Source organism: Minwuia sp. (assembly GCF_048263705.1).
Classification (GTDB): Bacteria; Pseudomonadota; Alphaproteobacteria; order Minwuiales; family Minwuiaceae; genus Minwuia.
Genome location: NZ_JBLXDV010000005.1, coordinates 162811 through 186468, shown reverse-complemented (window position 1 = coordinate 186468; position 23658 = coordinate 162811). Strand labels below are relative to the sequence as shown.

25 protein-coding genes are annotated in these 23658 nt (G+C 64.0%); 15 read left to right on the top strand and 10 right to left on the bottom strand.

The genetic code is table 11. The annotated features are described in order from the left end of the window. Positions 1–36: 36 nt before the first annotated feature. From ACN0X7_RS09495 to ACN0X7_RS09485, 3 genes are read right to left on the bottom strand one after another with little or no spacing between them, the layout of a single operon-like run. The gene (locus tag ACN0X7_RS09495) at positions 37–549 is read right to left on the bottom strand and encodes an L-2-amino-thiazoline-4-carboxylic acid hydrolase (protein WP_417516513.1); all 513 of its coding nucleotides are present in this window, start codon (positions 547–549) and stop codon (positions 37–39) included. Further along, entirely contained in the window at positions 546–932 is a 387-nt protein-coding gene (locus ACN0X7_RS09490) for a DoxX family protein (RefSeq protein WP_417516511.1), read from the bottom strand. The genes ACN0X7_RS09495 and ACN0X7_RS09490 overlap by 4 nt, the downstream gene beginning before the upstream one ends. A 4-nt stretch (positions 933–936) precedes the next feature. Then, positions 937–1254, bottom strand: a complete 318-nt coding sequence (locus tag ACN0X7_RS09485) for an NIPSNAP family protein (protein ID WP_417516509.1) — start codon at positions 1252–1254, stop codon at positions 937–939. A 66-nt stretch (positions 1255–1320) separates the two neighbouring features. On the opposite strand from ACN0X7_RS09485, the gene ACN0X7_RS09480 reads away from it, so the two are divergent. Then, positions 1321–2502 carry an acyl-CoA dehydrogenase family protein gene (locus tag ACN0X7_RS09480; RefSeq protein ID WP_417516705.1) on the top strand — a complete coding sequence of 394 codons (1182 nt, stop codon included), beginning with the start codon at positions 1321–1323 and terminating at the stop codon, positions 2500–2502. Between the two features lie 161 nt (positions 2503–2663). Here ACN0X7_RS09480 and ACN0X7_RS09475 read toward each other — a convergent pair whose 3' ends face one another. Together ACN0X7_RS09475 and ACN0X7_RS09470 are read right to left on the bottom strand one after the other, a co-directional pair. Continuing rightward, positions 2664–3035: a hypothetical protein gene (locus ACN0X7_RS09475; protein ID WP_417516507.1), complete on the bottom strand. Its 372-nt coding sequence runs from the start codon at positions 3033–3035 to the stop codon at positions 2664–2666. Positions 3036–3092: 57 nt separating this feature from the next. After that, on the bottom strand, positions 3093–4433 hold the full coding sequence (locus ACN0X7_RS09470; RefSeq protein ID WP_417516506.1) for a twin-arginine translocation pathway signal: 1341 nt from the start codon (positions 4431–4433) through the stop codon (positions 3093–3095). Between the two features lie 191 nt (positions 4434–4624). Here ACN0X7_RS09470 and ACN0X7_RS09465 point away from each other — a divergent pair, with 191 nt between their 5' ends. The 13 genes from ACN0X7_RS09465 to ACN0X7_RS09405 all read left to right on the top strand — a co-directional run bounded on the left by ACN0X7_RS09465 (position 4625) and on the right by ACN0X7_RS09405 (position 18864). After that, positions 4625–6253 (top strand): 3-(methylthio)propionyl-CoA ligase, encoded by a 1629-nt coding sequence (locus ACN0X7_RS09465; RefSeq protein ID WP_417516504.1) that lies wholly within the window; start codon positions 4625–4627, stop codon positions 6251–6253. A 246-nt stretch (positions 6254–6499) separates the two neighbouring features. Next, positions 6500–6892, top strand: coding sequence for an MAPEG family protein (locus ACN0X7_RS09460; RefSeq protein WP_417516502.1), 393 nt, complete (start codon positions 6500–6502; stop codon positions 6890–6892). Positions 6893–6955: 63 nt separating this feature from the next. Continuing rightward, complete coding sequence (locus tag ACN0X7_RS09455; protein WP_417516500.1) at positions 6956–8095, top strand: CaiB/BaiF CoA transferase family protein; 1140 nt, start codon at positions 6956–6958, stop codon at positions 8093–8095. Beyond that, on the top strand, positions 8095–9228 hold the full coding sequence (locus ACN0X7_RS09450; protein WP_417516498.1) for a glutathione S-transferase family protein: 1134 nt from the start codon (positions 8095–8097) through the stop codon (positions 9226–9228). Before ACN0X7_RS09455 ends, ACN0X7_RS09450 begins: the two co-directional genes overlap by 1 nt. Before the next feature lie 84 nt (positions 9229–9312). Beyond that, positions 9313–10107 (top strand): enoyl-CoA hydratase-related protein, encoded by a 795-nt coding sequence (locus ACN0X7_RS09445; protein WP_417516496.1) that lies wholly within the window; start codon positions 9313–9315, stop codon positions 10105–10107. A 151-nt stretch (positions 10108–10258) separates the two neighbouring features. Then, the gene (locus ACN0X7_RS09440) at positions 10259–11203 is read left to right on the top strand and encodes a hydroxymethylglutaryl-CoA lyase (RefSeq protein WP_417516494.1); all 945 of its coding nucleotides are present in this window, start codon (positions 10259–10261) and stop codon (positions 11201–11203) included. 5 nt (positions 11204–11208) lie between these two features. Next, positions 11209–12408 (top strand): acyl-CoA dehydrogenase family protein, encoded by a 1200-nt coding sequence (locus ACN0X7_RS09435; protein WP_417516492.1) that lies wholly within the window; start codon positions 11209–11211, stop codon positions 12406–12408. An 18-nt stretch (positions 12409–12426) separates the two neighbouring features. Then, positions 12427–13347 (top strand): ketopantoate reductase family protein, encoded by a 921-nt coding sequence (locus tag ACN0X7_RS09430; protein ID WP_417516490.1) that lies wholly within the window; start codon positions 12427–12429, stop codon positions 13345–13347. 81 nt (positions 13348–13428) lie between these two features. Next, the gene (locus ACN0X7_RS09425; RefSeq protein WP_417516488.1) at positions 13429–13887 is read left to right on the top strand and encodes a MaoC family dehydratase; all 459 of its coding nucleotides are present in this window, start codon (positions 13429–13431) and stop codon (positions 13885–13887) included. After that, on the top strand, positions 13884–14675 hold the full coding sequence (locus ACN0X7_RS09420) for an enoyl-CoA hydratase/isomerase family protein (protein ID WP_417516486.1): 792 nt from the start codon (positions 13884–13886) through the stop codon (positions 14673–14675). Before ACN0X7_RS09425 ends, ACN0X7_RS09420 begins: the two co-directional genes overlap by 4 nt. Before the next feature lie 13 nt (positions 14676–14688). Next, the gene (locus tag ACN0X7_RS09415) at positions 14689–16032 is read left to right on the top strand and encodes an MmgE/PrpD family protein (protein ID WP_417516484.1); all 1344 of its coding nucleotides are present in this window, start codon (positions 14689–14691) and stop codon (positions 16030–16032) included. 17 nt (positions 16033–16049) lie between these two features. Next, positions 16050–18164 (top strand): acetate--CoA ligase family protein, encoded by a 2115-nt coding sequence (locus tag ACN0X7_RS09410; protein ID WP_417516482.1) that lies wholly within the window; start codon positions 16050–16052, stop codon positions 18162–18164. A 178-nt stretch (positions 18165–18342) separates the two neighbouring features. Beyond that, positions 18343–18864, top strand: coding sequence for a PAS domain-containing protein (locus ACN0X7_RS09405; RefSeq protein ID WP_417516480.1), 522 nt, complete (start codon positions 18343–18345; stop codon positions 18862–18864). On the opposite strand, the gene ACN0X7_RS09400 is transcribed toward ACN0X7_RS09405, so the two are convergent. After that, positions 18853–19731, bottom strand: a complete 879-nt coding sequence (locus ACN0X7_RS09400) for an HpcH/HpaI aldolase/citrate lyase family protein (protein ID WP_417516478.1) — start codon at positions 19729–19731, stop codon at positions 18853–18855. The two genes, ACN0X7_RS09405 and ACN0X7_RS09400, sit on opposite strands and share 12 nt — an antisense overlap. A 74-nt stretch (positions 19732–19805) precedes the next feature. On the opposite strand from ACN0X7_RS09400, the gene pdxY reads away from it, so the two are divergent. Next, complete coding sequence (pdxY, locus tag ACN0X7_RS09395; protein ID WP_417516476.1) at positions 19806–20627, top strand: pyridoxal kinase; 822 nt, start codon at positions 19806–19808, stop codon at positions 20625–20627. Here the strand turns inward: pdxY and ACN0X7_RS09390 are convergent. From ACN0X7_RS09390 to ACN0X7_RS09375, 4 genes are read right to left on the bottom strand one after another with little or no spacing between them, the layout of a single operon-like run. Beyond that, entirely contained in the window at positions 20624–20980 is a 357-nt protein-coding gene (locus tag ACN0X7_RS09390; RefSeq protein WP_417516474.1) for a cupin domain-containing protein, read from the bottom strand. The genes pdxY and ACN0X7_RS09390 overlap by 4 nt on opposite strands. Positions 20981–20990: 10 nt before the next feature. After that, complete coding sequence (locus ACN0X7_RS09385) at positions 20991–21251, bottom strand: BrnA antitoxin family protein (protein WP_417516472.1); 261 nt, start codon at positions 21249–21251, stop codon at positions 20991–20993. Beyond that, on the bottom strand, positions 21244–21513 hold the full coding sequence (locus ACN0X7_RS09380; RefSeq protein WP_417516470.1) for a BrnT family toxin: 270 nt from the start codon (positions 21511–21513) through the stop codon (positions 21244–21246). Before ACN0X7_RS09380 ends, ACN0X7_RS09385 begins: the two co-directional genes overlap by 8 nt. Positions 21514–21557: 44 nt before the next feature. Beyond that, positions 21558–23591, bottom strand: a complete 2034-nt coding sequence (locus tag ACN0X7_RS09375) for an ASKHA domain-containing protein (RefSeq protein ID WP_417516468.1) — start codon at positions 23589–23591, stop codon at positions 21558–21560. Positions 23592–23658 lie beyond the last annotated feature (67 nt).

The following is a 23658-nucleotide window of genomic DNA, read 5'->3' as shown; positions in this document are numbered from 1 at the left end:
GCAATCCGCCATTTAGCCAGACCCAACGCGCCCGGATCATTCGTCCTTCGCGGTGAAGTCGAAACGGAAGTCGCAATGCGTGGCACCGGACAGGATCGTCTGCGTCCGTGTCAGCCTGGCATCCGTGTTGAACCCTTCGGCGAAGGCGAAGTCGCGGTTGCACGACAGCAGGGCCCCCAGTTCGGGAATACCCAGCGCCCTGTACATCTGGGCGTAGCGGCAGCCGGTGACGTTGAACTCCAGCTTTTCCTCCGTCTGGGTCAGGACATCGATCTCCAGCGCATTGTCCTGCCGCCAGTATTTCATCGACTCCATGAAGGCCGCGGATCCGTTGTCACCCATCGCCTCGGCCAGTTCGCCACCCTGTTCGTTGGCCAGCCTGATGATGGTGTCGCGCAGGATCTCCAGCACCTTCTCGCGCCCGAAGGCATCCGCCATGGCCTCGATCACCGGTGCCAGGATGCGGGCCTCGGTCTCGCGCCGGGCCAGCACGCCGATCCGCTGCGTCAGCGTATCCGGCATCTGTTCGGTCGTTTCGGGTGAGGTCATCTGCCTCGCCTCCCGTCGATGGAAAGCGCCCCCGCGCCGTGGGCGAAGACCACGCCCATGCCGCCGGCGATGGCCAGGTTCTTCATGAACAGGATCATCTGCATCTGCTGGCTGAAGTCGCTGTGGAAGATGATGGCGGCGATGACGCAGAAGCCGCCCAGCAGAAAGGCCACGATGCGCGTCTGGAACCCGATCAGCAGCAGCACGCCGCCGCCCAGTTCCAGAATGATGACGAGCGGCAACAGGATTGCCGGCACACCGGCGCTTTCCATGTATCCGGCTGCGCCGTCATAGCCGCCGATCTTCTGAATACCCCCGAGAATGAACATCACCGAGAGAAGCACCCGGCCAATCAGATCGGCCAGCGGTCGCAATCCGTCCATTGCCCTATTTCTCCATCCAGGGCGCGGCGACCATCAACTGGTTGCGCTGCGCGGTGATGTTGCCGGCTTCGGCGGACTTCTTCAGAAACGCGTGCCAGTCCGGGTCGGCCTGCATGGCCTTGCGTTTGGTCTCGCGGTCGGCCTGGCTCTCATAGACCCAGATGTGGGTGTAGGTATTCAGTTCGCCGACCTCGGGAAAACCGTACATGACGGGTTCGCCCAGATGCTTCTTCTGGGTCGCCATGCCGTGTTCCTGATACAGCTTCAACTGGGCCGGAACCGTCCCCGGGCGGCAGGTATACGTGCGAACGTCGTAGATCATGATCTCTCCCCTCAATATGGTGTGCCCACATTTGACCGGATGAGACGCGGGAAGGGAAGCAGCATGATCGGGTTTGACCTCACGAAAGAGCAGCAGGAACTGAAGGAACGGGTGACCGCCTTCGTCCGGGACAAGGTGATTCCGTTCGAATCAGACCCCCGCCGCACCGCGCACGGACCGACCGATCCGCTGCGCGATGACCTGGTTGCACTGGCAAAGGCGGAGGGGCTTCTGAGCCCGCATGTGTCCGAGGCCTGGGGTGGCATGGGTGCCGACCACATGACCAAGGCGATCATGTTCGAGGCGTCGGGCTATTCGATGCTGGGGCCGATCGCGATGAACATCGCCGCACCGGACGAGGGCAACATGCACCTGTTCGACGAGGTCGCGACCGAAGCGCAGAAGGAACAGTACCTGCGTCCACTGGCCGGCGGCGAGAAGCGTTCGGTGTTCCTGATGACGGAGCCTTCGCCGGGGGCGGGGTCCGATCCGTCGGCGATGCTGACCGAGGCGCGGCCCGACGGCAACGGCTGGAAGATCAGCGGGACGAAGTGGCTGATCACGGGGGCCGAGGGTGCCGAGATGGGCATCGTCATGGCGCGCACCTTCGATGACGCCGGTGAGGATATCGGCGCCTCCATGTTCCTGACCCCGCTGCCGGCGGACGGGCTGAAGATCACCCGCGTGCTCGATACGATGGATTCCAGCTTCACCGGCGGTCATGCGGTGGTCGAGATGGACGGCCTGCGCGTCGATGGCGATGCGGTGCTGGGCGAGGTCGGCAAGGGCTTCCGCTATGCACAGGTCCGCCTGGCCCCGGCGCGGCTGACCCACTGCATGCGCTGGCTCGGCGCGGCACAGCGCGCGCATGACATCGCCTGCGATTACGCCCGCGAGCGCGAAGCCTTCAAGACCAAGCTGATCGATCATGAAGGCGTCGGTTTCCAGCTTGCCGACAACGAGATGGACATGCACACCGCGCGGCTGGCGATCTGGCATTGCGCCTGGGTGCTGGACCAGGGAGAGCCGGGCGGGCGCGAAAGCTCGATGGCCAAGGTGATCTGTTCGGAGGCGCTGTATCGCGTCGCGGACAGGGCGCTGCAGGTGCTGGGCGGTCTTGGCATGACCCGCGACACCGAAGTCGAGCGCATCTTCCGCGAGATGCGCGGCTTCCGCATCTATGACGGCCCGTCCGAAGTGCACCGCTGGTCGCTGGCCAAGCAGATCAAGCGGCGCGGCAACGGCTGAGCCTACTCCTTCCCCCTCGTGAGGGGGAAGGCCGGGTAGGGGGTGGCGGCGCTAAATCCCATCTGTGCTTTTCGGGCTGAATGTCGAGCCATCAACCCCCTCCGACCGCTGTGCGGCCACCTCCCCCTTCGAAGGGGGAGGAAGTGTCTGGCAGACTATGTTCAGGGAATGATTCCGTGCGGACGTGCCGGGCCGCTGGCGAGGCCGAGGCATCCGGCCATGGCCCTGCCCAGCCCGACATCGCGGAACACGAACCGCGCGCCGTATGTATCGCGCAAGGCCGCCACCGTGCCGGGCGTTTCCGATTCCGCGATCCACCCGTCGATGGCGGTGATCACGCGTAACGGACGCGCGTCGCTGCCGGCCAGCCGCATGTAGGCGTCCGTATCGTCGGTCTGATCCTCGAACACGACCAGAATGCGTCCGGTATAGTCGTCCGGCGCAAAGGCGATGGCCGCGATCGCCGCGACGCCCAGCACGGGCAGGCCGATGGCGACCAGCAGCGCGATCCACAATGTCCGAAGTCCCGTCATGACCGGGATGTGGGGCGACCGGACCCGCAGGTCCAGCCGCCCGGCACATCATTCGGATCAGTGGTGCAGTTCGATCCAGGCGACGTGACCGTCGGTCGGCCAGGTCCGGGCCGCGATCTTCTCGCCATTGAATTCGGCGACCACGGGTTCGCCGGCCTTCTCGGTGACGTGCCAGCTCTGCCACTTGTTCGGGACGGGGCTCTCGTTGATCCCGCCGGCGCGTTTGCCGTTGAAGGTCACCGTATCGTCGGCACCGAAATAGCCGCGCGGGCGCATCATGCCGATCGCCGCCGTCTTGCCCTTGGCTTCCTCGGCCAGCGGATAGAGCCGCAGGTTCACATACTCCGAAGAGCGCGGGAACGGCGCCCGGTAGATGTGGTGTACCGGATAACCCTCGGCGCGGACGACGAACTCGTAGGCCTGACCGGCCTGCGCCTCGAAGGGCCCCCACTTGCCGCGGCGTGTCGCGGTGCTTTCGTGCACCGGCTTGTCGCCGATACGGGCACCGGTCGTCGCATTGACCGCCCAGACACGGATCTTAGCACCCGACAGGGGCAGGTTCGTGGGACGCTCGTTGGCCCAGCCGCTGACTTCGCCGTTCAGCGTGATGTCCGTGGCGCGTTCGATGCCCGTGGTCTTCGGGGGGGTGCCGGTGATGGCTTCGTACATGATGGCGAACGCGCGGGGCGAATAGGCCGTCTCGCGGTGATCGACACCCTCGAGCACGCGATTGTCCGCGCCCTCCAGTTCCGGGCCTTCGAACGAGCCGCCGATCGGCTGTCCGGGCTGACCGATGAAGTCGCCCATGGGCTGGTTGTAGAGGTCGAACCTGTCCGAACGGATGGTGACCGTCTTGATACCGTCGATCACTTCGCCATCGGCGTTCAGCTTGGTCAGGAAGTGGCCCGCACCGTTGTATTCGCTGCCCATGGCGACGCCGGGCGCGACGAAGACACCGTGATGCACGCAGCCCGTGAGAACCAGCGTCTCGGTCAGCGCCGCGCCGCCGCCGTTCTCGACGTAGTTGCGGATGGTCTGGCAGCCGCGTGAGTTGCCGACCAGTGCGACCTTCTTCGCGCCCGTGTTCAGCAGCACGCGTGTGACGAAGCCGCCAAGCTGGCTGGCGACATCGGTGGTCGAGGAGCGGTTGGGCTGCGGCTTGGTGTCGTCGCTGCGCGCGGCCGGATTGTCGAGATCGACGGCGAACAGCCGGTCAGACGGATAGCCGTTGGATTCAAAGCGCCAGATGGTGGTCTTCCAGTTGGCGGCGGTATCGCTGTCGCCGTGCACGAAGATGACGGGCGTCGGCTTGTCGGCGTGCGAGGCCGCCATCGCCATCGGCGCGCCCAGCGATATCACGGCGGTCGCCGCGATCGCGAGTCGGGTAAATCGGGACATTTCCTGTTTCTCTCCTGTCAGACGTTTTCCTTGCTGTTGGCAGACTAACCTGAGTTCCCGACAGAGCGCACCACAAGAACGTGACAGCACGCCGCCCGGCGGAACAGCGAAACGATCCCGTCTTGCCCGGACACCGCACAGCCCCTAAGTTCCGGCGAAATTCAATCAAGCGCCCCAGGGGAGAGACGCCGATGCAAGGCCTGATGCAGAACAAGCCGCTTCTGATCCACACACTGATCGACTATGCCGCGCAGTATCACGGCAGGACCGAGATCGTCACGCGCTCGGTCGAAGGGCCGGTGCACCGCTACACCTACCGCGATGCCGCCGCGCGCTCGAAGCAGCTTGCCAATGCCCTGACGCGGCTGGGCGTCGAACTGGGCGATCGCATCGGTACGCTGGCCTGGAACACCTACCGTCATTTCGAGTGCTACTACGGCGTGTCCGGGCTGGGTGCCGTGCTGCACACGATCAACCCGCGCCTGTTCCCCGAGCAGATCGTCTATATCGCCAATCATGCCGAAGACCGGATCATCTTCACCGATCTGACCTTCGTGCCTCTGCTGGAGAAAATTCAGGACGAACTGAAATCGGTCGAGCACATCGTCATCATGACGGATGCTGCCAACATGCCCGAGACCAGCCTGAAGAACGTCATCTGCTACGAGGACATGCTGGCCGCGGAATCGACGGAGTTTGACTGGCCGCAGTTCGACGAGATGACGGCCTCCAGCCTCTGCTACACCTCGGGCACGACGGGCAACCCGAAGGGCGTGCTGTACGCGCATCGCACGACCGTGCTGCACAGCTTCGCCGCCTGCATGGGCGACTGCCTGGGCCTGTCGTCGAAGGATACGGTGCTGCCGGTCGTGCCGATGTTCCACGCGAACGCCTGGGGTCTGGCCTATGCCGCGCCGATGTGCGGGGCGAAGATGGTGCTGCCGGGCAAGGACCTGGACGGCAAGTCGGTCTACGACCTGCTGAACGACGAGGAAGTCACCATGTCCGCCGGTGTGCCGACGGTCTGGCTGATGCTGCTGAACTACATGGAAGAGAACGGCCTGAAGCTGCCGCACATGAACCGCACCGTGATCGGCGGGTCGGCGGCGCCGGCCTCGATGATCCGCAAGTTCGAGCAGGAATATGACGCCGCCGTCATCCATGCCTGGGGCATGACCGAGATGAGCCCGCTGGGCACCACCGGCGTCATGACCAGGGAACTGGAGAAGAAGCCGTTCGAGGAGCAGCTTGAGTACAAGGCGAAGCAGGGCCGTGTGATCTATGGCGTCGATCTGAAGATCACCGACGACGAGAACAAGGAACTGCCGCGCGACGGCGTGGCCTTCGGTAACCTGAAGACCCGCGGCTACTGGATCACCGCCGGGTACTTCAAGGGCGATGGCGGCAAGATTCTGGACGACGGCAACTGGTTCGACACCGGCGACGTCGCGACCCTGGACGAAGACGGTTTCATGACCATCACCGACCGCGCCAAGGACGTGATCAAGTCCGGCGGTGAATGGATCAGTTCGATCGATCTGGAAAACGCCGCGATGGCGCATCCGGACGTGGCCGAGGCCGCGGTGATCGGCATCTACCACCCGAAATGGGACGAGCGCCCGCTGCTCTGCATCATCAGGAAGAAGGGCAAGGATCCGTCGAAGGAAAGCATCATGAAGGCGCTGGAAGGCCAGATCGCCAAATGGTGGATGCCCGACGATATCGCCTTCGTCGATGAAATCCCGCACACGGCCACCGGCAAGATCCAGAAGGTCACCCTGCGCGAGCAGTTCAAGGATTACAAGCTGCCGACGGCGTAGAAACCGCAGCCGCGCCGGGGATGGTCTGGTCGGCCAGCATGGCGGCTGAGCCTTTCAGGATTGTCTCACGCAGGGCCAGGTCGCAGGAATAATGATGCCGTTGCGGATCACTGGATCTGTTGGCGGCGTCATCCCCGTTTTGCGCAGCAAACACCGGGATCGGGTTGAACCAGCCATATTCTGAACCCGACCCCCGCGCTACGCTGTGCTTCGGCGGGGATGACAGATTGGATCAGGAGAACCGACATGCCTTATGAACTGGTTGCCCTCGCAATAGCGGGCCTGCTCTGGGTCGTGCACTTCGCGCTCGTCGCAGTCGCCGCCCACAGGCAGTTCGGAAAGAAGTATCTGTACGGTCCGCGGGACGAACAGAAACAGCCGACGGGTACGACCGGGCGTCTGTTCCGCGCGCTGAACAACTACAATGAAGGGCTGCTGGTCTTCGCCGTCGCCGTGGGCGTCACCGTGATGGCGGGCAAGACGGGCGACATCTCGGCCTGGTGTGCGGGCATCTTCCTCGGCGCGCGCGTGCTCTATATCCCGGCCTACGCGCTGGGCTGGTCTCCGTGGCGGTCCTACATCTGGACGGTCGGTCTGCTGGCCTGCGTGGTGATGCTGCTGGCGGCACTGTTCACCTGAATTGACCCTCGACCAAGCGGCGGCTAAGTCTGGCCCACGTATTTCAACCGGGGAGAGAAGTTCGTGGCATTGCCGTTGGAAGGTGTGGTCGCCTATGAGTTCGGTTCCAATGTGGCCGGTCCGTTCGCGGGTCTGATTCTGGCCGAGCTGGGGGCGACCCTGATCAAGATCGAACGGCCCGAGGGCGACGATGCGCGGGTCTGGGGACCGCCCTTCGCCGAAGACGGCACGGCGACGATCTTCCACGCCCTGAACCGCAACAAGAAGTCGGTGACCGTCGATCTCAAGGATCCGGCGGACCTGGAAAAGCTGCGGCAGCGGATAGCCGATGAGGCCGACATCGTGGTCCAGAACATGCGGCCCGGCGCGATGAAACGGCTGGGGCTGGATTCCGAGACCCTGCTGAAGCTGAATCCGAAGCTGGTGTACTGCAACCTGAACGCCTTCGGTGCGGACGGCCCGCTGAAGGACAAGCCCGGCTACGACGCGCTGATGCAGGCATTCGGCGGCATCATGTCGGTGACGGGCGAGGAAGGGCAGGCCCCGGTCCGTTGCGGCATCTCGGTGATCGACATGGGTACCGGCATGTGGTGCGCCATCGGTATTCTGGCGGCGCTGTTCCGGCGGGGCGTCACCGGCAAGGGCGGGCTGGTCGATGCGGCCCTGTTCGAGACGGCGGTGCAGTGGATGACCTTCTATTCGGCGGACTATCAGACCACGGACACACTGCCGAAGCGCCACGGCTCCGGTGTGCGCGGTATCGCCCCCTACGAGGCCTTCGAATGCGAGGACGGCTATCTGATCGTCGCCGCGTCGAACGACCGCCTGTTCCTGAAGCTGGCCGACGCGCTGGGGCGGCCCGACTGGAAGACCGATCCGCGTTTCGAGGCCAATCCGAAGCGCGATGCCAACCGGGTTGAACTGAAGCGCCAGCTTTCGAACCTGCTGATCCAGCAGCCGCGCGCGCACTGGCAGGCGATCCTGGACGCGGCTGGCGTGCCCAACGCGCCGACGCAGACCATCGATGAGGTTCTTGACCATCCCCAGACCATCGCCGCCGGCATGGTGCAGCAGATCGCGGGCGCGCCGTTCGGGCTGATCGGCCTGCCGCTCAGTTTCGATCGCGACCGGCCCGGCCTGCGCAGCGCCGCACCTGAACTGGGCGCGGATACCGAGGAGATCATGGGCAAGGCCACGTCCTGATGGGCACCTACACGCTCTACGGGGCGGAATGTTCGTACTATTCGGCCAAGATCCGATCCTATCTGCGGTGCAAGCGCATTCCATACCGCGAACGCACGAACGCCGACGAGGGCTATCGTGAGCGGGCGCGCGTCGCCGTGGGCTTCGATGTCATTCCGATCATGGAGACGCCGGACGGCGAGATCGTGCAGGACACGGTAGACATGATCGACCATCTGGAGCCGCTGTTTCCCGATGTGCCGGCCTATCCGACCGGCGCCGTGACGGGCTGGGCGGCTCGGTTTCTGGCGACCTATGCCAGCCACGGTCTGATCCGGGCCGGGCTGCATTTCCGCTGGTCCTACCGGCAAGACAATCTCGACTTCATCCATCACGAGTTCGGGCGGACGATCCTGCCCAACGGCCCGGAATCCGAACAGGTTGCGATGGGGGTGAAGATCGCCCGACGGATCACCTCGTTCCTGCCGTTTCAGGGCGTCGTGCCGGAGACGGTTGAAGCCATCGAGGATTCCTGCATCGAACTGATGCGCCTGATGGACCGCCATTTCGAGGCGCATCCTTACCTTCTCGGCGGCCAGCCCACGCTGGCCGACTACGCGATGACGGGGCCGTTCTATGGCCACTTCGCGCGCGACCCCTATCCGTCGAACCTGATGAAGCGGATCGCGCCGAACCTGTTCCGCTGGACCGAGCGGATGAACTGGCCGGACATGGCTGCCGAGTTCGCGGACTATCCTGTGGACCTGTTCGCAGACGACGCGATCCCGGAAACGCTGAAGGCGATCATCGCGCACGCGGCCAGCGATTTTTCGAATGAACTGTCGCAGACGCTGGATTCGATGGACGCATGGTTCGGGGGTAATCCGCAGATCAGCACCGGCATGCGTCTGCCGGCCGAGCGCGGCGCGGGCTACATGAGCAGCCACGTCCTCGAAGTCCACGGTGTCCCGATGAGCGTGCCGATCAAGGCGAACATACAGTGGGAGCACCAGAAGGCCGCGGATTTCTATGACAGCCTGACCGACCGAAGCGTGCTCGACGGACTTTTGGCAGACTGTGGACTGCTCGACCTGATGCAAAGGCCGATCGCGCGCCGGATCCGGCGGCAGGACTTCGGTTTCGTTGCGGTTTGACCGTCTTCTGATCCCGGCTTAACGTGCGCAGGCTACTGACCGGTAGCATCACCAGCAGCATTGTGGGGCTTGGGGAGGCGATCCATGCAGGAAACATTCGATACCATCGCGCTGGACCGCCCGAGCCGCCATGTGCTGGTCGTCCGCTTCAACCGGCCCGAAGCCCGTAACGCCATGAACACCCAGATGGGTGCGGACCTGAAGCAGGTCTGGGAGCAGATGTATATCGAACCTGGCGATACGCGCTGCATCATCCTGACGGGCACGGGCGACAAGGCGTTTTGCGCGGGCGGCGACCTGAAACAGCGCAACAACATGACCGACGCCGAATGGATGAGCCAGCACGCCCTGTTCGAGCGCGGCATGATGGCGATGATGGACTGCCCGGTGCCGGTGATCGCGGCAGTGAATGGTGCGGCGTTCGGTGGCGGATGCGAGTTCGTCTGCGCCGCCGACTTCGCCTATGCCTCGACCAATGCGCGTTTTGCCCTGACCGAGACGTCGCTGGGCATCATGCCCGGTGCCATGGGCACGCAGAACCTGCCGCGCGCGGTCGGCATCCGGCGCGCCAAGGAAATCATCCTGACGGCCACACCGTTCAATGCACAGGAAGCTCTGGACTGGGGGCTGGTGAACAGGGTCTGCGAACCGGACGACCTGATGGACGCGGCCCTGGCGACCGCCGAGCGCATCGCAGGCAACGGCCCGATCGCGATCCGGCAGGCCAAGAAGTCCGTCTCCATGTCAACCCAGACCAGCTATCACACGGGTTATCTTTACGAGATCGAGGCGTATAATCGCATGGTTCCCACCGAAGACCGGCTGGAAGGCGTGCGCGCCTTCAACGAGAAGCGGAAAGCCGACTTCAAGGGGAAATAGACATCGCCATCTGGCGTCATCCCCGATCGAGCTTCTGCGAGAGTCGGGGATCGGGATCAGAATGGAATTCTTTCGGTGAGCGATCCCCGTGTTTCGCGCTGCGAAAACGGGGATGACATGAGTTGGGCAGGGGATCTGGGAGGATCAAGAGATGGAACGTGACGTCATTCTGCGTGAGGTCGGCATGCGCGACGGGCTTCAGATGGTCAAATCCATCTTCCCGACGGATGCCAAGAAGCAGTGGATCGACAGGGCCGTCGCCGCTGGCATGCCGGAGATCGAGGTCTGCTCGTTCGTGCCGCCGCATGTGGTGCCGCAGTTCCAGGATCACGAGGAAGTCGTCCGGCATGCCCAGACGCATCCCGATCTGCTGGTCTCGGCCCTTGTCCCGAACGCCAAGGGTGCGGAACGCGGTTTCATGCTGGGGGTCGACAAGCTGAACTTCGTGGTCTCGGCATCGGAAACCCACAACCAGAAGAACGTGAAATGCACGACCGAACAGTCGCTGGAACGGTTCGATCAGATCATGGAAGTGCGCGCGTCGAAACCAGAGTACGCGAAGACCGAGGTCTGCAGCGGCGTCTCGACCGCGCTGGGCTGCACCATGGAAGGCGAGATCGATCCGAAGCGGGTGATGTGGCTGATCGAGGAACTGCTGAAGCGCGGCGCGACCGAGATCGGCATTGCCGACACGGTGGGCTATGCCAATCCCGCGCAGGTGAAAACCATGTTCACCAACGCCATCGCCGCGTTCGGGGCCGATGTCATTGTCGCGCATTTCCACGATACGCGCGGTCTGGGGCTGGCCAACGCGCTGGCTGCCTACGAGGCCGGATGCCGGAAGTTCGATGCCTCGCTGGCGGGTCTGGGGGGCTGTCCCTTCGCACCTGCCGCGACGGGCAATGTCGTGATGGACGATCTGGTGTTCATGTTCGAGGCCATGGGCGTGAAGACGGGGATCGACCTGGACGCGCTGCTGTCGGTACGCGAGATTCTGGAAAGCAATCTGCCGGACGAACCGCTGCACGGGATGGTCGCCAGGGCCAGCGTGCCCAAGGGATTCGTCCCGGCCTCGATGGCTGCGGCAGCGGAGTAGGACGCATGAACGCTGATACAACGATGACTGCGCCCGAGACGGCAATGCTGGAACTGGGCAAGGACTGGCCGGAGCTGCGCGACCAGGTGCGCCGCATCTGCGAGAAGTTTCCACCCGAATACTGGCAGAAGCTGGATGACGCCTCGGAGTATCCGTTCGACTTCGTCAACGCGCTGACCGAAAGCGGCTATCTCGCCGCGCTGATTCCGGAAGAATACGGCGGATCGGGTCTGCCCCTGCGCGCCGCGTCCGTGATCCTGGAAACCATTCACGCCAGCGGCTGTTCGGCCGCCGCCTGTCATGCCCAGATGTACATCATGGGCACGGTCCTGCGGCACGGTTCGGAAGAACAGAAGCAGCAATATCTGCCCAAGATCGCGACCGGCGAACTGCGGCTTCAGGCCTTTGGCGTCACTGAGCCGACGACGGGATCGGATACGACGCAGTTGAAAACCCGAGCCGTGCGCGAAGGCGATGAATATGTCGTCAACGGTCAGAAGATCTGGACCAGCCGCGCGCTGCAGTCCGACCTGATGCTGCTGCTGGCGCGGACGACGCCGGCGGATCAGACGGCCAAGCGCACCGACGGCCTGTCGGTGTTCCTGATCGACCTGCGCGATCTGGTCGGCAACGGCTGCGAGATCCGGCCCATCCCGACGATGGTCAACCACAACACCAACGAAGTCTTCTTCGACAACATGCGGATCCCGGCCTCGTCCCTGATCGGGGACGAAGGCAAGGGCTTCAAGTACATCCTGTCGGGCATGAACGCCGAGCGTGTACTGGTCGCCTCCGAAGCGCTGGGCGATGGCCGCTGGTTCATCGACAGGGCCGTGACCTATTCGAACGACCGGCAGGTCTTCGGTCGGGCCATCGGGCAGAATCAGGCCATCCAGCATCCCATCGCGCGGGCCTATGCCGAACTGGAAGCCGCCGACATGATGATCCGGCAGGGCGCGGCCCTGTTCCAGGCGGGACTGGACTGCGGGGAGGCTGCCAATATCGCGAAGATGCTGGCCTCGGAAGCGGCGTGGCATGCGGCGGAAGCCTGTTTCACGGCGCATGGCGGCTTTGCCTTCGCCAAGGACTTCCAGATCGAGCGCAAATGGCGTGAATGCCGCCTGTTCCAGACCGCGCCGATCTCGACCAACATGATCCTGAACTATGTCGCGCAGAACATTCTGGGGCTGCCGCGTTCCTACTGATCGCGGGGGCGAGCAACCATGAGAGTCTGTGTGTTCGGTGCTGGCGGGCTTGGCGGCCTGTTCGGCGGATTTCTCGCGGCAGACGGCGCGGATGTGTCTTTCATCGCCCGCGGAGCGCATCTGCAGGCCATGCGTGCGAACGGCCTGCAGATCAAAAGCCCGCTTGGCGACCGGCATGTGCCGGAAACGAAGGCCACAGACAATCCAGCGGACGTCGGCCCGGTCGATCTGCTGCTTGTGTGCGTGAAGAGCTACGATCTGGAAGCGGCCGCGAACCAGTTCGAACCGGTACTGACCCCAGACACGGCCATCGTGCCCGTCCTGAACGGGGTCGAGGCGATGGGCTATCTGGGTGACCGCTTCGGCGCCCACCGCGTGACTTCGGGCATTGCCCATGTGCCGTCCAACATCGACGCCCCCGGCCTGATCGTCCACAAGTCGCCGCGCATCGGTCTCATTGTCGGTGCGCTGGAAGGAAAGGCGGGCGAACCCATCGACTGGCTCGTCGAGGCGGGATGCCGGACCGGCATGGAAGTGTCCCTGTCGCAGGACATCGAGATCGATCTCTGGCGCAAGTTCATCCTGTGGGCCGCATCCAGCGGCGTGACCTCGGTCAGCCGATTGCCGATCGGCGCTGCCCAGACGATCCCTGAGCTTCAGGCGTTGCTGAAGGGATTGATGCTGGAGACGGACGCCGTGGCGCGGGCGCGGGGCGTCGGCATGCCGGACGACAGCGTAGAGAAGGTCCTGAAGACACTGAACGCCGCTCCGGAAGGCATGAAGAGTTCGACGCTGGTCGATGTGGAGGCGGGGAAGCGGCTTGAGATCGACGTGGGCGTTGGTGCGGTCATGCGGATGTCGGAGCAGCTTGGTCTGGACGCACCCATCGCACGCACGATCTACGCCGCGCTGAAGCCCTGGCAGGATGGCGCAATATAGCTATTCAAAGGCGGGCAATTGCTTTGTCCGGCCAAACCGCTTTCAATTGACCATCAACGCATTCCTTGGGGAGGGAACATCATGCTGACTGTCGAGACACCGAACGATCTCAAGAACCATGTGGGCGCCGATCTGGGCGTGTCGCGCTGGGTGGAAGTCGATCAGGACATGATCCAGGCCTTCGCCGACGCCACCGGCGACCATCAGTGGATCCATGTCGATGTGGAGCGGGCGAAGAACGAGATGCCCGGCGGCAAGTGCATCGCTCACGGCTTCCTGACGCTCTCCCTGATCCCGCAACTGATGTACGAGATGGTGAAGGTCGAGAAGCTGAAGAACGGCATCAACTACGGCTCGAACAAGCTGCGCTTCACCAACATGGTGCCCGCCGGCAGCAAGGTGCGTCTGGGCATGAAGATCAAGGAAGTCAACGACATGGGCGGTGGCGGGACACAACTGGTCACCGAAACGCGGATGGAGATCGACGGGCAGGAACGCCCGGCACTGGTCGCCGAAACCATCACGGCGTACTTCGCGTGAGCGCCCCCGACTACAGCACCGAGCTGATCCGCTGCGAGATCGGTGACGATCACGTGGCCACCGTGACCATGGCCGCCGGTCCGGTCAACGCGCAGTCCCAGCCGTTCCACGACCAGATGATGCAGGTGTTCGACACCCTGTCGGATGCGCCGGAAGTGCGCGCCATCCTGCTGTGTTCGGACTTCAAGCATTTCTCGGCAGGCGCGGAGATCAAGAACCGGGCGAACGCGAAACGCGGGCCGGGCGATCACTGGCAGCACAGCCGCCGCGCGCGTGAATGCTTCCATTCGATCATGGAATGCCGGACGCCGGTCGTGGCTGCCGTTGGTGGCGTGGCGCTGGGCGCGGGGCTGGCACTGGTTGCGTCTGCAGACATCATCGTCTGCGCCGATGACGCGCGCCTTGGGCTGCCCGAGATCAATGTCGGGCTGGCGGGCGGCGGGCGCCACTGCATGCGCCTGTTCGGGCACAGCCGCATGCGCCGCATGATGTTCACCGGCATGCAGGTCTCGGGTGAGGAATGCTACCGGCTGGGCGTCGCAGAGGCATGCGTGCCGCGCGATGAGCTGATCCCGACCGCGCATGCCATCGCTGCGGAGATTGCTTCCAAGAGTCCGGTCGCGATGGAAATCGCCAAGCATTCAGCCAACACGTTCGAGGAAATGAGCCTGCGCGACGGCTACCGTTTCGAGCAGACCATGACCTGGGAACTGGGCAAATCCGAAGACTCGAAGGAAGCCATGCTGGCCTTCGCCGAGAAGCGGAAACCCGTGTTCAAGGGGCGCTGAAGGAGACATCGCAATGGAAACCCACGTCACCCGCGATCTGGCGGTGAAAGCGGCCAGCCTGCGTTTCGAGGATATTGACGACGAGGCGAAGGCGGTTGCGCGGCAGTGCCTGCTGGACTGGTTCGGCGTGACGCTGGCCGGAGCGACCGAACACTGCACGGCCATCGTCGCGGCTGACGCCGAGGATCAGGGTGGCAACCCGCAGTCGACGCTGGTCGGACGCGGCGTGAAACTGGCGAGCCGTCAGGCGGCCGTGGTCAACGGCACCGCGAGTCACGCACATGACTATGACGATGTGAACATCACGCTGTCCGGTCACGCCACGGTTGCGGTCGCGGGCGGACTGCTGGCGCTGGCCGAGCGGATGGATGCGAACGGGCGCGATGTGCTGACGGCCTTCGTGGCGGGCTATGAGACGGCCTGTCGGGTGGGCGCGCTGGTGATGCCGGGCCATTACGCGATGGGGTTCCACTCGACCGCGACGGCGGGCACATTCGGCGCGGCGGCGGCGTGTGGCCGCCTGATGGGGCTGGATGCGGATCAGATGGCGCGCGCCTTCGGCATCGCTGGCACCATGGCGGCGGGTCTGAAAAGCCAGTTCGGTACCGACTGCAAACCCTTTCACGCAGGTCGTGCGACGGAGTCGGGTTTGCTGGCAGCCACGATGGCTCAGAAGGGCTTCTCGTCGCGGGATGACATTCTCGACTGCGCCCAGGGGTTCGCCGACACGCACTCGAAGCATTTCCATCCCGAGGAGGCCGTGGGCCCGGCACCGGGTGGCGGCTATCACATCCGCAACAATCTCTTCAAATATCACGCGGCCTGCTATCTGACCCACGCGGCCATCGAATGCGGCAACAAGCTGCGCATCGATCGCGGCATTGTCCACGATGACATCGAGAGCGTGACCCTGCGCGTCGAGAAGGGCGCGGACCGCGTGTGCAACATTCCCGAACCGAAGACCGGTCTCGAAACGAAATTCTCGCTGCGCATGACTGCGGCTTTCGCGCTTGCCGGGATCGACACGGCGGGCATGTCGAATTTCAATGAAAATAATGCATTGGACTCCAATCTTAATGCATTGCGTGAGAAAATTTCGGTCGATCTCGTCGACGGGCAGACCGCGACATGGTCCGAGATGACCGTGCGCCTGAAGGATGGCCGCTCGATCACCGTCGAGCATGATTCCGGCATCCCGGCGCGGGATGTCGACCATCAGGCCGAGCGGATCGCGCACAAGTTCAGAATGCTGGCCGAGCCGATCATCGGCGACAATCGCGCAGGCGCCCTGCGCGCCGCCATCATGACCATCGAAGATCAGCCCTCGATGGCTGATCTCATGCAACTTGCAGCCTGAAAAGAGACACCTTCCCCATGAGCCAACCCCGCGATCTGAGTCCGCTGATCAATCCCAAGTCCATCGCGGTCATCGGCGCATCGAACGAGCCCTACAAATTCGGCGGCCGCCCGATCCGCTACATGATCCAGGCGCCTTTCGGCGGCCCCATTTATCCGATCAATCCGAAGGAAGACGAGATCCAGGGTCTGAAGGCCTACAAGGACATCCGCGATGTCGGCAAACCCATCGACATGTGCATCATCACCATCCCCGCGCCGGCGGTGCTGGGGGCGGTGAAGGCCTGTGCCGAAGCCGGGGTGAAGTCGCTGGTGATCTTCTCTTCCTCCTTCGCCGAGGTCGGCGGCGACGGTGCCGTCTGGCAGGACGAGATGCGCAAGGTTGCCGAAGAGTCGGGCATGCTGATCTGCGGCCCGAACTGCCTGGGGATGCTGACGCCGGACAACTGGGCCATCGGTACGTTCTCGACCATGTTCGACCATGGCTGGCCGGTCCCCGGTGGGCTGACCATCATGACCCAGTCGGGCGCAGTCGGAGCGCATATTCTGGTGCAGGCCCGCGACCGGGGTCTCGGCATTCGCACCTGGGTTGCCACCGGCAATGAGGTCGATGTCGATATCGCCGACTGCATTGCCTATGGCGCGTCGGACGCGGAGACGAAGGTCATCACAGCCTATATGGAAGGCTGCAAGAACCCGGACCGGCTGATCACGGCGCTGAAGATGGCGCGCGAGGCGGGCAAGCCGGTGATCTGCATGAAGGTTGGTTCATCCGAGGTCGGTGCGGCGGCGGCCGCCACGCATACGGCCTCGCTCGCGGGTGCCGACGCGATCTTCGATGCCGTGTTCAAGCAGTTCGGCGTGCTGCGCGTCCACAGTCTGGAAGAGATGATGGATGTGGCGGCGGCAGCGCTGGTCAGCCCGCTGCCTCAGGGGCGTCGTCTGGGGGTCGTGACCGTGTCCGGCGGGGCAGGGGTGATGGCCTCCGACGAGGCCGAGAAGATCGGTCTGGACGTGCCGGAACTGCCTCAGATCGCGCAGGACGCGGTGAAGGCCGCGATGCCCTATGCCGCCGCGCGCAATCCGGTCGATGTGACCGCCATGGCGACCAACCAGTTCGACCTGCTGCAGCAGGGACTGGAAGCCATGCTGGAACACGGCAAGGTGGACATGACGATGGTGTTCCTGTCGGCGGTCGGCTTCTCGGACCGGATCATGGAGGGCCTGAACAAGATCTTCCCCGAAATCCGTGCGAAATACCCGGAAGCGATCATGGCCGTCTCCATGCTGTGCTCGGACGAGAACCGCCGGAAGTTCGAGGACAACGGCTATCTGGTGATCGAGGAGATGAACCGGGGCCTGCGGATCATGGAAGCGCTGGCGCGCATCCGCGAAGGCTTCGACCAGGGCAGGGAAAGCGATCCGCTGCCCGCACTGGACGCCGACGTCCGGATCCCCTCGAAGATCCTGAACGAGCATGACGCGGCTGAATTGCTGGCCGGCGTCGGCGTGCCGTATCCCGAGATGAAGGTTGCGACATCCGCGGATGAGGCCCGCGCTGCGGTGCAGGCACTTGGCGGTCGGTGCGTCATGAAGATTCTGTCCGCCGATATTCAGCACAAGACCGACATTGGCGGTGTGAAGCTGAACGTCTCGGAAGAGACCGCCGCCGACGCGTTCGAGGCGATCACGGCTGGCGCAAGGCAGCATATGCCGTCGGCCAGCGTTGACGGTGTGCTGGTCGCGCCCATGGCTGAACCGGGCGTCGAGACCATCATCGGCGTGCAGAACGACCCGGTCTTCGGCCCGACGGTGATGTTCGGGCTGGGTGGTGTCTTCGTCGAGGTGTTCAAGGATGTCAGTTTCCGCGTGGCGCCGTTCGGACCCGGCGAAGCCATGCGCATGATCCGCGAACTGAGAAGCCTGCCGCTGCTGGAAGGCGCGCGCGGTACGAAGGCCGTTGATCTGGTGGCGCTCGCCAACATGCTGTCACGCCTGTCCGTCTTCGCGGCTGCGAATGCGGACCGATTCGAAAGCATCGACATCAATCCGTTCGTGGCGCGGGCGGACGGTGGCGTGGCTCTGGATGCGGTGATTGCCCCGAAAGCCCAGAACAGTCCTGTCGTTGACTGACGCGCCGAGTTCCGGACTGCGGCGTTCGCGGGGTCGTCGGTTGCCTCCGCACGGGGGCGGGTGACACCCCGTGCGTTTGACCGTTTCGATCAATTGCCGAAACGCCCTAACGCCTTGTTAAGGCATGTCGGTTAGTCCTTGGACGCAAGTATCAAGTTTCCGTCGTACAGGATTTTCCATGGTTGCCACTCCGTCCCGCTTTGCCACGCTGATGCCCAGTCGGCATACAGAAATCGACCTGTCGGAGATCGGCCAGTATCCCATGCTGAAAGCCATGGTGGACTTCTGGCAGCAGGCGTCCGGTGAAAGCCTGCCCCGGCGGATCGAACCTTTCGATGTCCCGAAGAAGCTGATGCCCTACGTCATGCTGCTGGACCTGGAGACCGAGCCGGAGTGTCTGCGTGTGCGCCTGGCTGGCACGGAAGTCTGCGCGAAGCATGGCGGTGAACTGCGCAGCAAGACAACGAACGACTTTTTCCTGGAGGATGATGCGCAGGCTGTTGTGGATGCTGCCAAGCTGGCCGCCTCGACGCGCAAGCCGACACTGGCCCGGCGTGAATATGTCGGGCTGGACGACAGGATGTGGGGTTACGTGCGCCTGATTCTGCCGCTGTCGAGCGACGGGGTGAAGGTGGACCGGTTCTTCAAGGCGATCGAACCGGCCACACTTCGCGAATTCAGGGCAGCGTCACGCGGCTGACAGTTCCTTCACGGCTTCGGCCAGCGCAAGCTGCTTCTTCGCCTGCTCCACATGCAGGTTCTCGATCATGCGGCCATCGACCGTGACCACGCCCTTGCCTTCGCGCTGGGCTTCCTCGAAACCGGCCACGATACGGGCCGCCGCTTCCAGTTGAGCTTCCGTGGGCGAGAAGACCTCGTTGCAGGGCGCAACCTGTGAGGGGTGGATCAGCGTCTTGCCGTCGAAGCCCAGTTCCAGGCCCTGCTCGCAGGTGGCGCGGAAGCCGTCGTCGTCCTTGATGTCATTGTAGACACCGTCGAGGATCTGGATGCCGTAGGCGCGGGCCGCGAGCATGCACAGGCCCAGCGCCGTGATCATCGGCAGGCGCATCGGCGTATGCTGCGCGCCCGTATCCTTGGCGATGTCGTTGGTGCCCATGACCCAGACCGCGACGCGATCCGAGGCGGCAGCGATCTCCTTGGCGTTCAGAATGCCGATCGGCGTCTCCATCATGCACCACAGCGCCATCGACTTCGGCGCACCGGCGTCGTCCATGGCCTTGACCAGTTTCTTCACCGTGTCGGCGTCGTTGATCTTGGGCACCAGCATGGCGTCCGGCCCGGCCTTGCAGACAGCGGCGATGTCGTCGGCACCCCAGTCCGTGTCCAGCCCGTTCACGCGGATGATCATCTCGCGCTTGCCATAGCCGCCTTCGGTCACCGCGTTGCAGACCTGCTCGCGTGCGGTTGCCTTGGCGTCGGGGGACACTGCGTCCTCCAGGTCCAGGATCAGCGCGTCGGCGGCGATGGTCTTCGCCTTCTCCAGCGCGCGGGCGTTGGAGCCCGGCATGTAGAGGACGGAGCGGCGGGGACGGACGGAAACGGCCATTTGGTTTTCTCCCTGAAAAAATTTCGCGCAATATAAGGCTGAGCGGAACTTCTGCAACGTGGGGAATGCAAACCTTGGTAATCCTGAGCATCTCAAGCCAGGTGGCGATGGGCCATGTCGGCAACGCGGCGACAGCCTACGCATTGCGGCGCTTGGGGCATGAGGTCTGGGATGTGCCGACGATCATACTCAGTCACCATCCGGGGCACGGCAAGCCCGCTGCCCTGCGCACGCCGCCGGATACAGTCCGCCAGATGATCGCTTCGCTGCGGTCGAGGGCCGAGCCGGACGCAGTCTTCTCGGGCTATCTCGCCGATGCCGAGAATGCCGATATCGTGGCCGAGACGGTCGCCGATCTCGGCGCGACCGTGCCGTTCATTCTGGATCCGGTGCTGGGCGATTCCCATACCGGCCTCTATGTCGCGCCGGAAATTGCCGATGCGGTGGCCTCGCGCCTTGTCCCGCTGGCGTCGGTCATGCTGCCGAACCGGTTCGAACTGGCGCACCTGTCCGGTCGAAACGTCGATTTGATCGGTGATTGCCGCGAAGCTGCCCTGAGCCTTGTCGAAAAGGGACCGAAGGCTGTCATCTGCACCTCGTCGCCAGCCGACACGGGCATGGTCGCGGCGCAGCTGGTCACGCGTGACGGCTGCTGGCGCGTGCAGATGCCGCTGATCCCCGAAGCGCCGCACGGCACGGGTGACCTCTTCGCTGGCGTGTTCATGGCCAGATGGCTGGACGGCGCGCCGATGCAGGAAGCGATGGGCTATGCTGCCGGTGCGGTCCACGCCGTCGTCGGCTGGTCTCAGGCGATGCGTTCGGGCGATCTGGCCCTGGTCGCCGGGCAGGCGGCCCTGAACGAACCGCCGGTCCTGCCGGAGATCGAGAAGCTTTAGCTGCTGTAGAACAGAACGACGAGCGCGCCGCTTTCACTGCTGGCTTCGTGGATGGCACCCGGCGCGCGGATGGCAAAGTCGCCGGGACCATAGGTGACCTCGCCGTCGCTGAACTGGCCTTCGATCACCAGAAACTGCTCCAGTTCCTCATGCGCATGCGGGGGTGAATAGGCGCCGGGCTCGACCTTCATCAGCCAGGTCCGCTGGTTGCTGCCGGCGTCTTCATAAAGCGGCTTCACCAGAAACCCCGGCGCACTGACCTGCCAGTCCGTCTGATCGGCGGCCCTGGCGACCAGCGTGCCCGTATCGGGCCGGGACAACCCACCGCCATCGCTGCGGAACATCTCTGTCATGACAGCACCCTCACATCTTCAGCCCGGCGCGCGCGGCCGCGTTGAGGCGCGTCTGCCAGCCTTTCGGGTCGGGCTTCTTCAGTTCCGAAATCAGGTCCTTGTCCAGCCGCACGGTGACCTGTTCCTTGGTCCGGCCCGGCGGCCTGCCGACCCGGATTGGCACTGAATCCTCTGCGATCTCCCACGTATCGGGGTCTTCGGTGATCGCACGACGTGTCGCCGCCTCTTGTTCGGGGGTGTTGTCAGGTATCACAGGCGGTCGTTTAGGCATTGATCTCATGTCTCCATCTCTCGATTTCGCGCTGCTTTGCCGTTCGGATCGAAACCACACGCGTCATACGGCCTCTCTCAACGATCACGACAACCAGAAGATTGCGAGGTGTGGGGGCCAACCAAAGCTCGCGCTCCTCGCCATGTAAAAACTGGACTTCAGACAGGACTGCAAATTCCCAGTCCACTTCATGCACGATCTCGAAGCCAAAGCCGCGTCGGGTCTCTTCGCTCTTTCTGTCGTCCCATTCGAACTCGGGCATCTTTGACAATTAATGTAACTACAAAAATTTCCGAAAACAAGCCATCATCGGTGTCGACGTCCGCCGCGTCGTCGGCTCCCGCCACCTTCCTCGCCGCCACTGCGCGGCTGCTTCCGGGGCAGGGCGACGGTCTTGGCCAGACGCGGGAAGGGCTCGACCTTGTTGGGCAGCGCCATGGCGTTGACGAAATGCTCCTGGAATTTCGGTTCCATGGCGGTTTCGATCTTCTCGACGTCCCGGACCAGTTGCTCGACCTCGCGCCGGTGTCCCCTGTTCAGCAGGGCCATGCGCGCGCCGGTGCCGGCGGCGTTGCCGACTGCCGCGACATGCTCGACCTCGCAGTCGGGGATCAGGCCGAGCACCATGGCGTATTTCGGATCGATGTAGCTGCCGAACGCACCTGCCAGACGGATGCGTTCGACTTCCGCCACGCCCAGCTTGTCCATCAGCAGCCGTACACCGGCATAGAGCGCTGCCTTGGCGAGCTGGATCGCCCGGACGTCGGTCTGGTTGATGGTGATGTCGATGCCGTCGCCCTTCCACAACATGTAGGTGTAGGTGCGGTCGTTGGCGAAGACGCGATCCGATCGCTCGGCCAGCGCGCCGTTGATCACACCGTCTTCCGAGATGATTCCGGCCAGGAACATCTCGGCGATGGTTTCGACGATGCCGGACCCGCAGATGCCGGTGACCCCGACCGATGGCACCTCTTCGGCGAACTCAGGGGCGTCCGACCAGTGATCGCAGCCGACGACCTTGATCCGCGACTCCAGGGTTTCCGGGTCGATGCGCACGCGCTCGATCGCACCAGGAGCGGCGCGCTGACCGCAGGAGATCTCGGCACCTTCAAAGGCGGGGCCGGTGGGCGAGGACGCGGCGAGCAGACGGTCCTTGCTGCCCAGGATGATCTCGGCATTGGTGCCGACATCGACCAGCAATGTGATCCTGTCGGTCCGATGTGGCGATTCCGCCAGCGTGGCAGCGGCGGCGTCGGCACCCACGTGACCGGCGATGCACGGCAGGACATAGACCTGTCCGCCCGGATGGATCTCCACGCCGATGTCGCGCGCAGGCATGTGGATGGCGCCGGACACCGCCAGCGCGAACGGCGCGCCGCCCAGTTCTGTCGGGTCGATACCGAGGAAGATATGGTGCATCACCGGATTGCCGACGAAGGCCGCTTCCAGAATCTGGTCGCGTGTCGTATCCGCCTGCGCCGCAACCTTCTCCGTCAGCCCGTTGATCGCGCCACGCACGGCTTCGGTCAGGGCGGGCAGGCCATCCGGGTTCATCATGACATAGGAAACCCGGCTCATCAGGTCCTCGCCGAAACGGACCTGCGGGTTGGCCGTGCCCGCCGAGGCAACGGTGCGCCCGCTCATCAGATCGGTCAGATGCGCGGCGATGGTGGTCGAACCGATATCCACCGCCAGTCCGAACGCGCGCTGCTGGAGGCCCGGCCAGAGCGCGGTGATCAGCGGGCCGTCGCCATCGTCGTGGACTGCAGCCGTCACCTTCCAGTCGCCCTTGCGCAGGATCGACTGCAGTTGCGGGTAGAGCAGGGAGTCTATGCGCGCGCCCTTGACCATCCACTCCCTCTCAAGCGCCTGCCGCAACCGGTCCAGGTCACCGGAAGGGTTGGCCATGTCCGGTTCGACGACCTCGACATACATCAGGCGGGTCGCGGGGTCCCGGTCGATCTTGCGCGTTTCGGCGCGCTTGCGGACGACCTGCTTGTTGACCGCGGAATCGGTCGGCACATCGACCACCAGATCGCCGAGGATCTTCGCCTGGCAGGACAGGCGGCGATCCGCGGGCAGGGCGCGGCGCTTCGCATAGCGGGCCTCCACCTCGCCGGATGGCGACAGGTGTTCCAGCTTCGAGGTGATCTTGTGCTTGGCGAACTGGCCCGGCGTCGGGGTGATCTGGCAGCGCCCGCAGAGGCCCCGTCCGCCGCAGACACTTTCGACATAGACCCCCAGCGAGCGGGCGGCGTCCAGCAGGGGCGTACCGACCTCAAACCGGCCCCGGCGGCCCGAAGGCATGAACAGGACCAGCGCGTCCTCGGAATCCGTCATCGCTAAAGCCGCCTTTCAAAAAAACTTGACCCTCGCGATTAGTGCACACCGGGCCGGAACGCGCGTG

Excerpts from the sequence above, each read along its gene's own strand:
- ACN0X7_RS09495 (WP_417516513.1), bottom strand. The coding sequence starts at position 549 with ATGACCTCACCCGAAACGACCGAACAGATGCCGGATACGCTGACGCAG.
- ACN0X7_RS09490 (WP_417516511.1), bottom strand. The coding sequence starts at position 932 with ATGGACGGATTGCGACCGCTGGCCGATCTGATTGGCCGGGTGCTTCTC.
- ACN0X7_RS09485 (WP_417516509.1), bottom strand. The coding sequence starts at position 1,254 with ATGATCTACGACGTTCGCACGTATACCTGCCGCCCGGGGACGGTTCCG.
- ACN0X7_RS09475 (WP_417516507.1), bottom strand. The coding sequence starts at position 3,035 with ATGACGGGACTTCGGACATTGTGGATCGCGCTGCTGGTCGCCATCGGC.
- ACN0X7_RS09470 (WP_417516506.1), bottom strand. The coding sequence starts at position 4,433 with ATGTCCCGATTTACCCGACTCGCGATCGCGGCGACCGCCGTGATATCG.
- ACN0X7_RS09465 (WP_417516504.1), top strand. The coding sequence starts at position 4,625 with ATGCAAGGCCTGATGCAGAACAAGCCGCTTCTGATCCACACACTGATC.
- ACN0X7_RS09460 (WP_417516502.1), top strand. The coding sequence starts at position 6,500 with ATGCCTTATGAACTGGTTGCCCTCGCAATAGCGGGCCTGCTCTGGGTC.
- ACN0X7_RS09450 (WP_417516498.1), top strand. The coding sequence starts at position 8,095 with ATGGGCACCTACACGCTCTACGGGGCGGAATGTTCGTACTATTCGGCC.
- ACN0X7_RS09445 (WP_417516496.1), top strand. The coding sequence starts at position 9,313 with ATGCAGGAAACATTCGATACCATCGCGCTGGACCGCCCGAGCCGCCAT.
- ACN0X7_RS09440 (WP_417516494.1), top strand. The coding sequence starts at position 10,259 with ATGGAACGTGACGTCATTCTGCGTGAGGTCGGCATGCGCGACGGGCTT.
- ACN0X7_RS09435 (WP_417516492.1), top strand. The coding sequence starts at position 11,209 with ATGAACGCTGATACAACGATGACTGCGCCCGAGACGGCAATGCTGGAA.
- ACN0X7_RS09430 (WP_417516490.1), top strand. The coding sequence starts at position 12,427 with ATGAGAGTCTGTGTGTTCGGTGCTGGCGGGCTTGGCGGCCTGTTCGGC.
- ACN0X7_RS09425 (WP_417516488.1), top strand. The coding sequence starts at position 13,429 with ATGCTGACTGTCGAGACACCGAACGATCTCAAGAACCATGTGGGCGCC.
- ACN0X7_RS09415 (WP_417516484.1), top strand. The coding sequence starts at position 14,689 with ATGGAAACCCACGTCACCCGCGATCTGGCGGTGAAAGCGGCCAGCCTG.
- ACN0X7_RS09410 (WP_417516482.1), top strand. The coding sequence starts at position 16,050 with ATGAGCCAACCCCGCGATCTGAGTCCGCTGATCAATCCCAAGTCCATC.
- ACN0X7_RS09405 (WP_417516480.1), top strand. The coding sequence starts at position 18,343 with ATGGTTGCCACTCCGTCCCGCTTTGCCACGCTGATGCCCAGTCGGCAT.
- ACN0X7_RS09400 (WP_417516478.1), bottom strand. The coding sequence starts at position 19,731 with ATGGCCGTTTCCGTCCGTCCCCGCCGCTCCGTCCTCTACATGCCGGGC.
- ACN0X7_RS09390 (WP_417516474.1), bottom strand. The coding sequence starts at position 20,980 with ATGACAGAGATGTTCCGCAGCGATGGCGGTGGGTTGTCCCGGCCCGAT.
- ACN0X7_RS09385 (WP_417516472.1), bottom strand. The coding sequence starts at position 21,251 with ATGCCTAAACGACCGCCTGTGATACCTGACAACACCCCCGAACAAGAG.
- ACN0X7_RS09380 (WP_417516470.1), bottom strand. The coding sequence starts at position 21,513 with ATGCCCGAGTTCGAATGGGACGACAGAAAGAGCGAAGAGACCCGACGC.
- ACN0X7_RS09375 (WP_417516468.1), bottom strand. The coding sequence starts at position 23,591 with ATGACGGATTCCGAGGACGCGCTGGTCCTGTTCATGCCTTCGGGCCGC.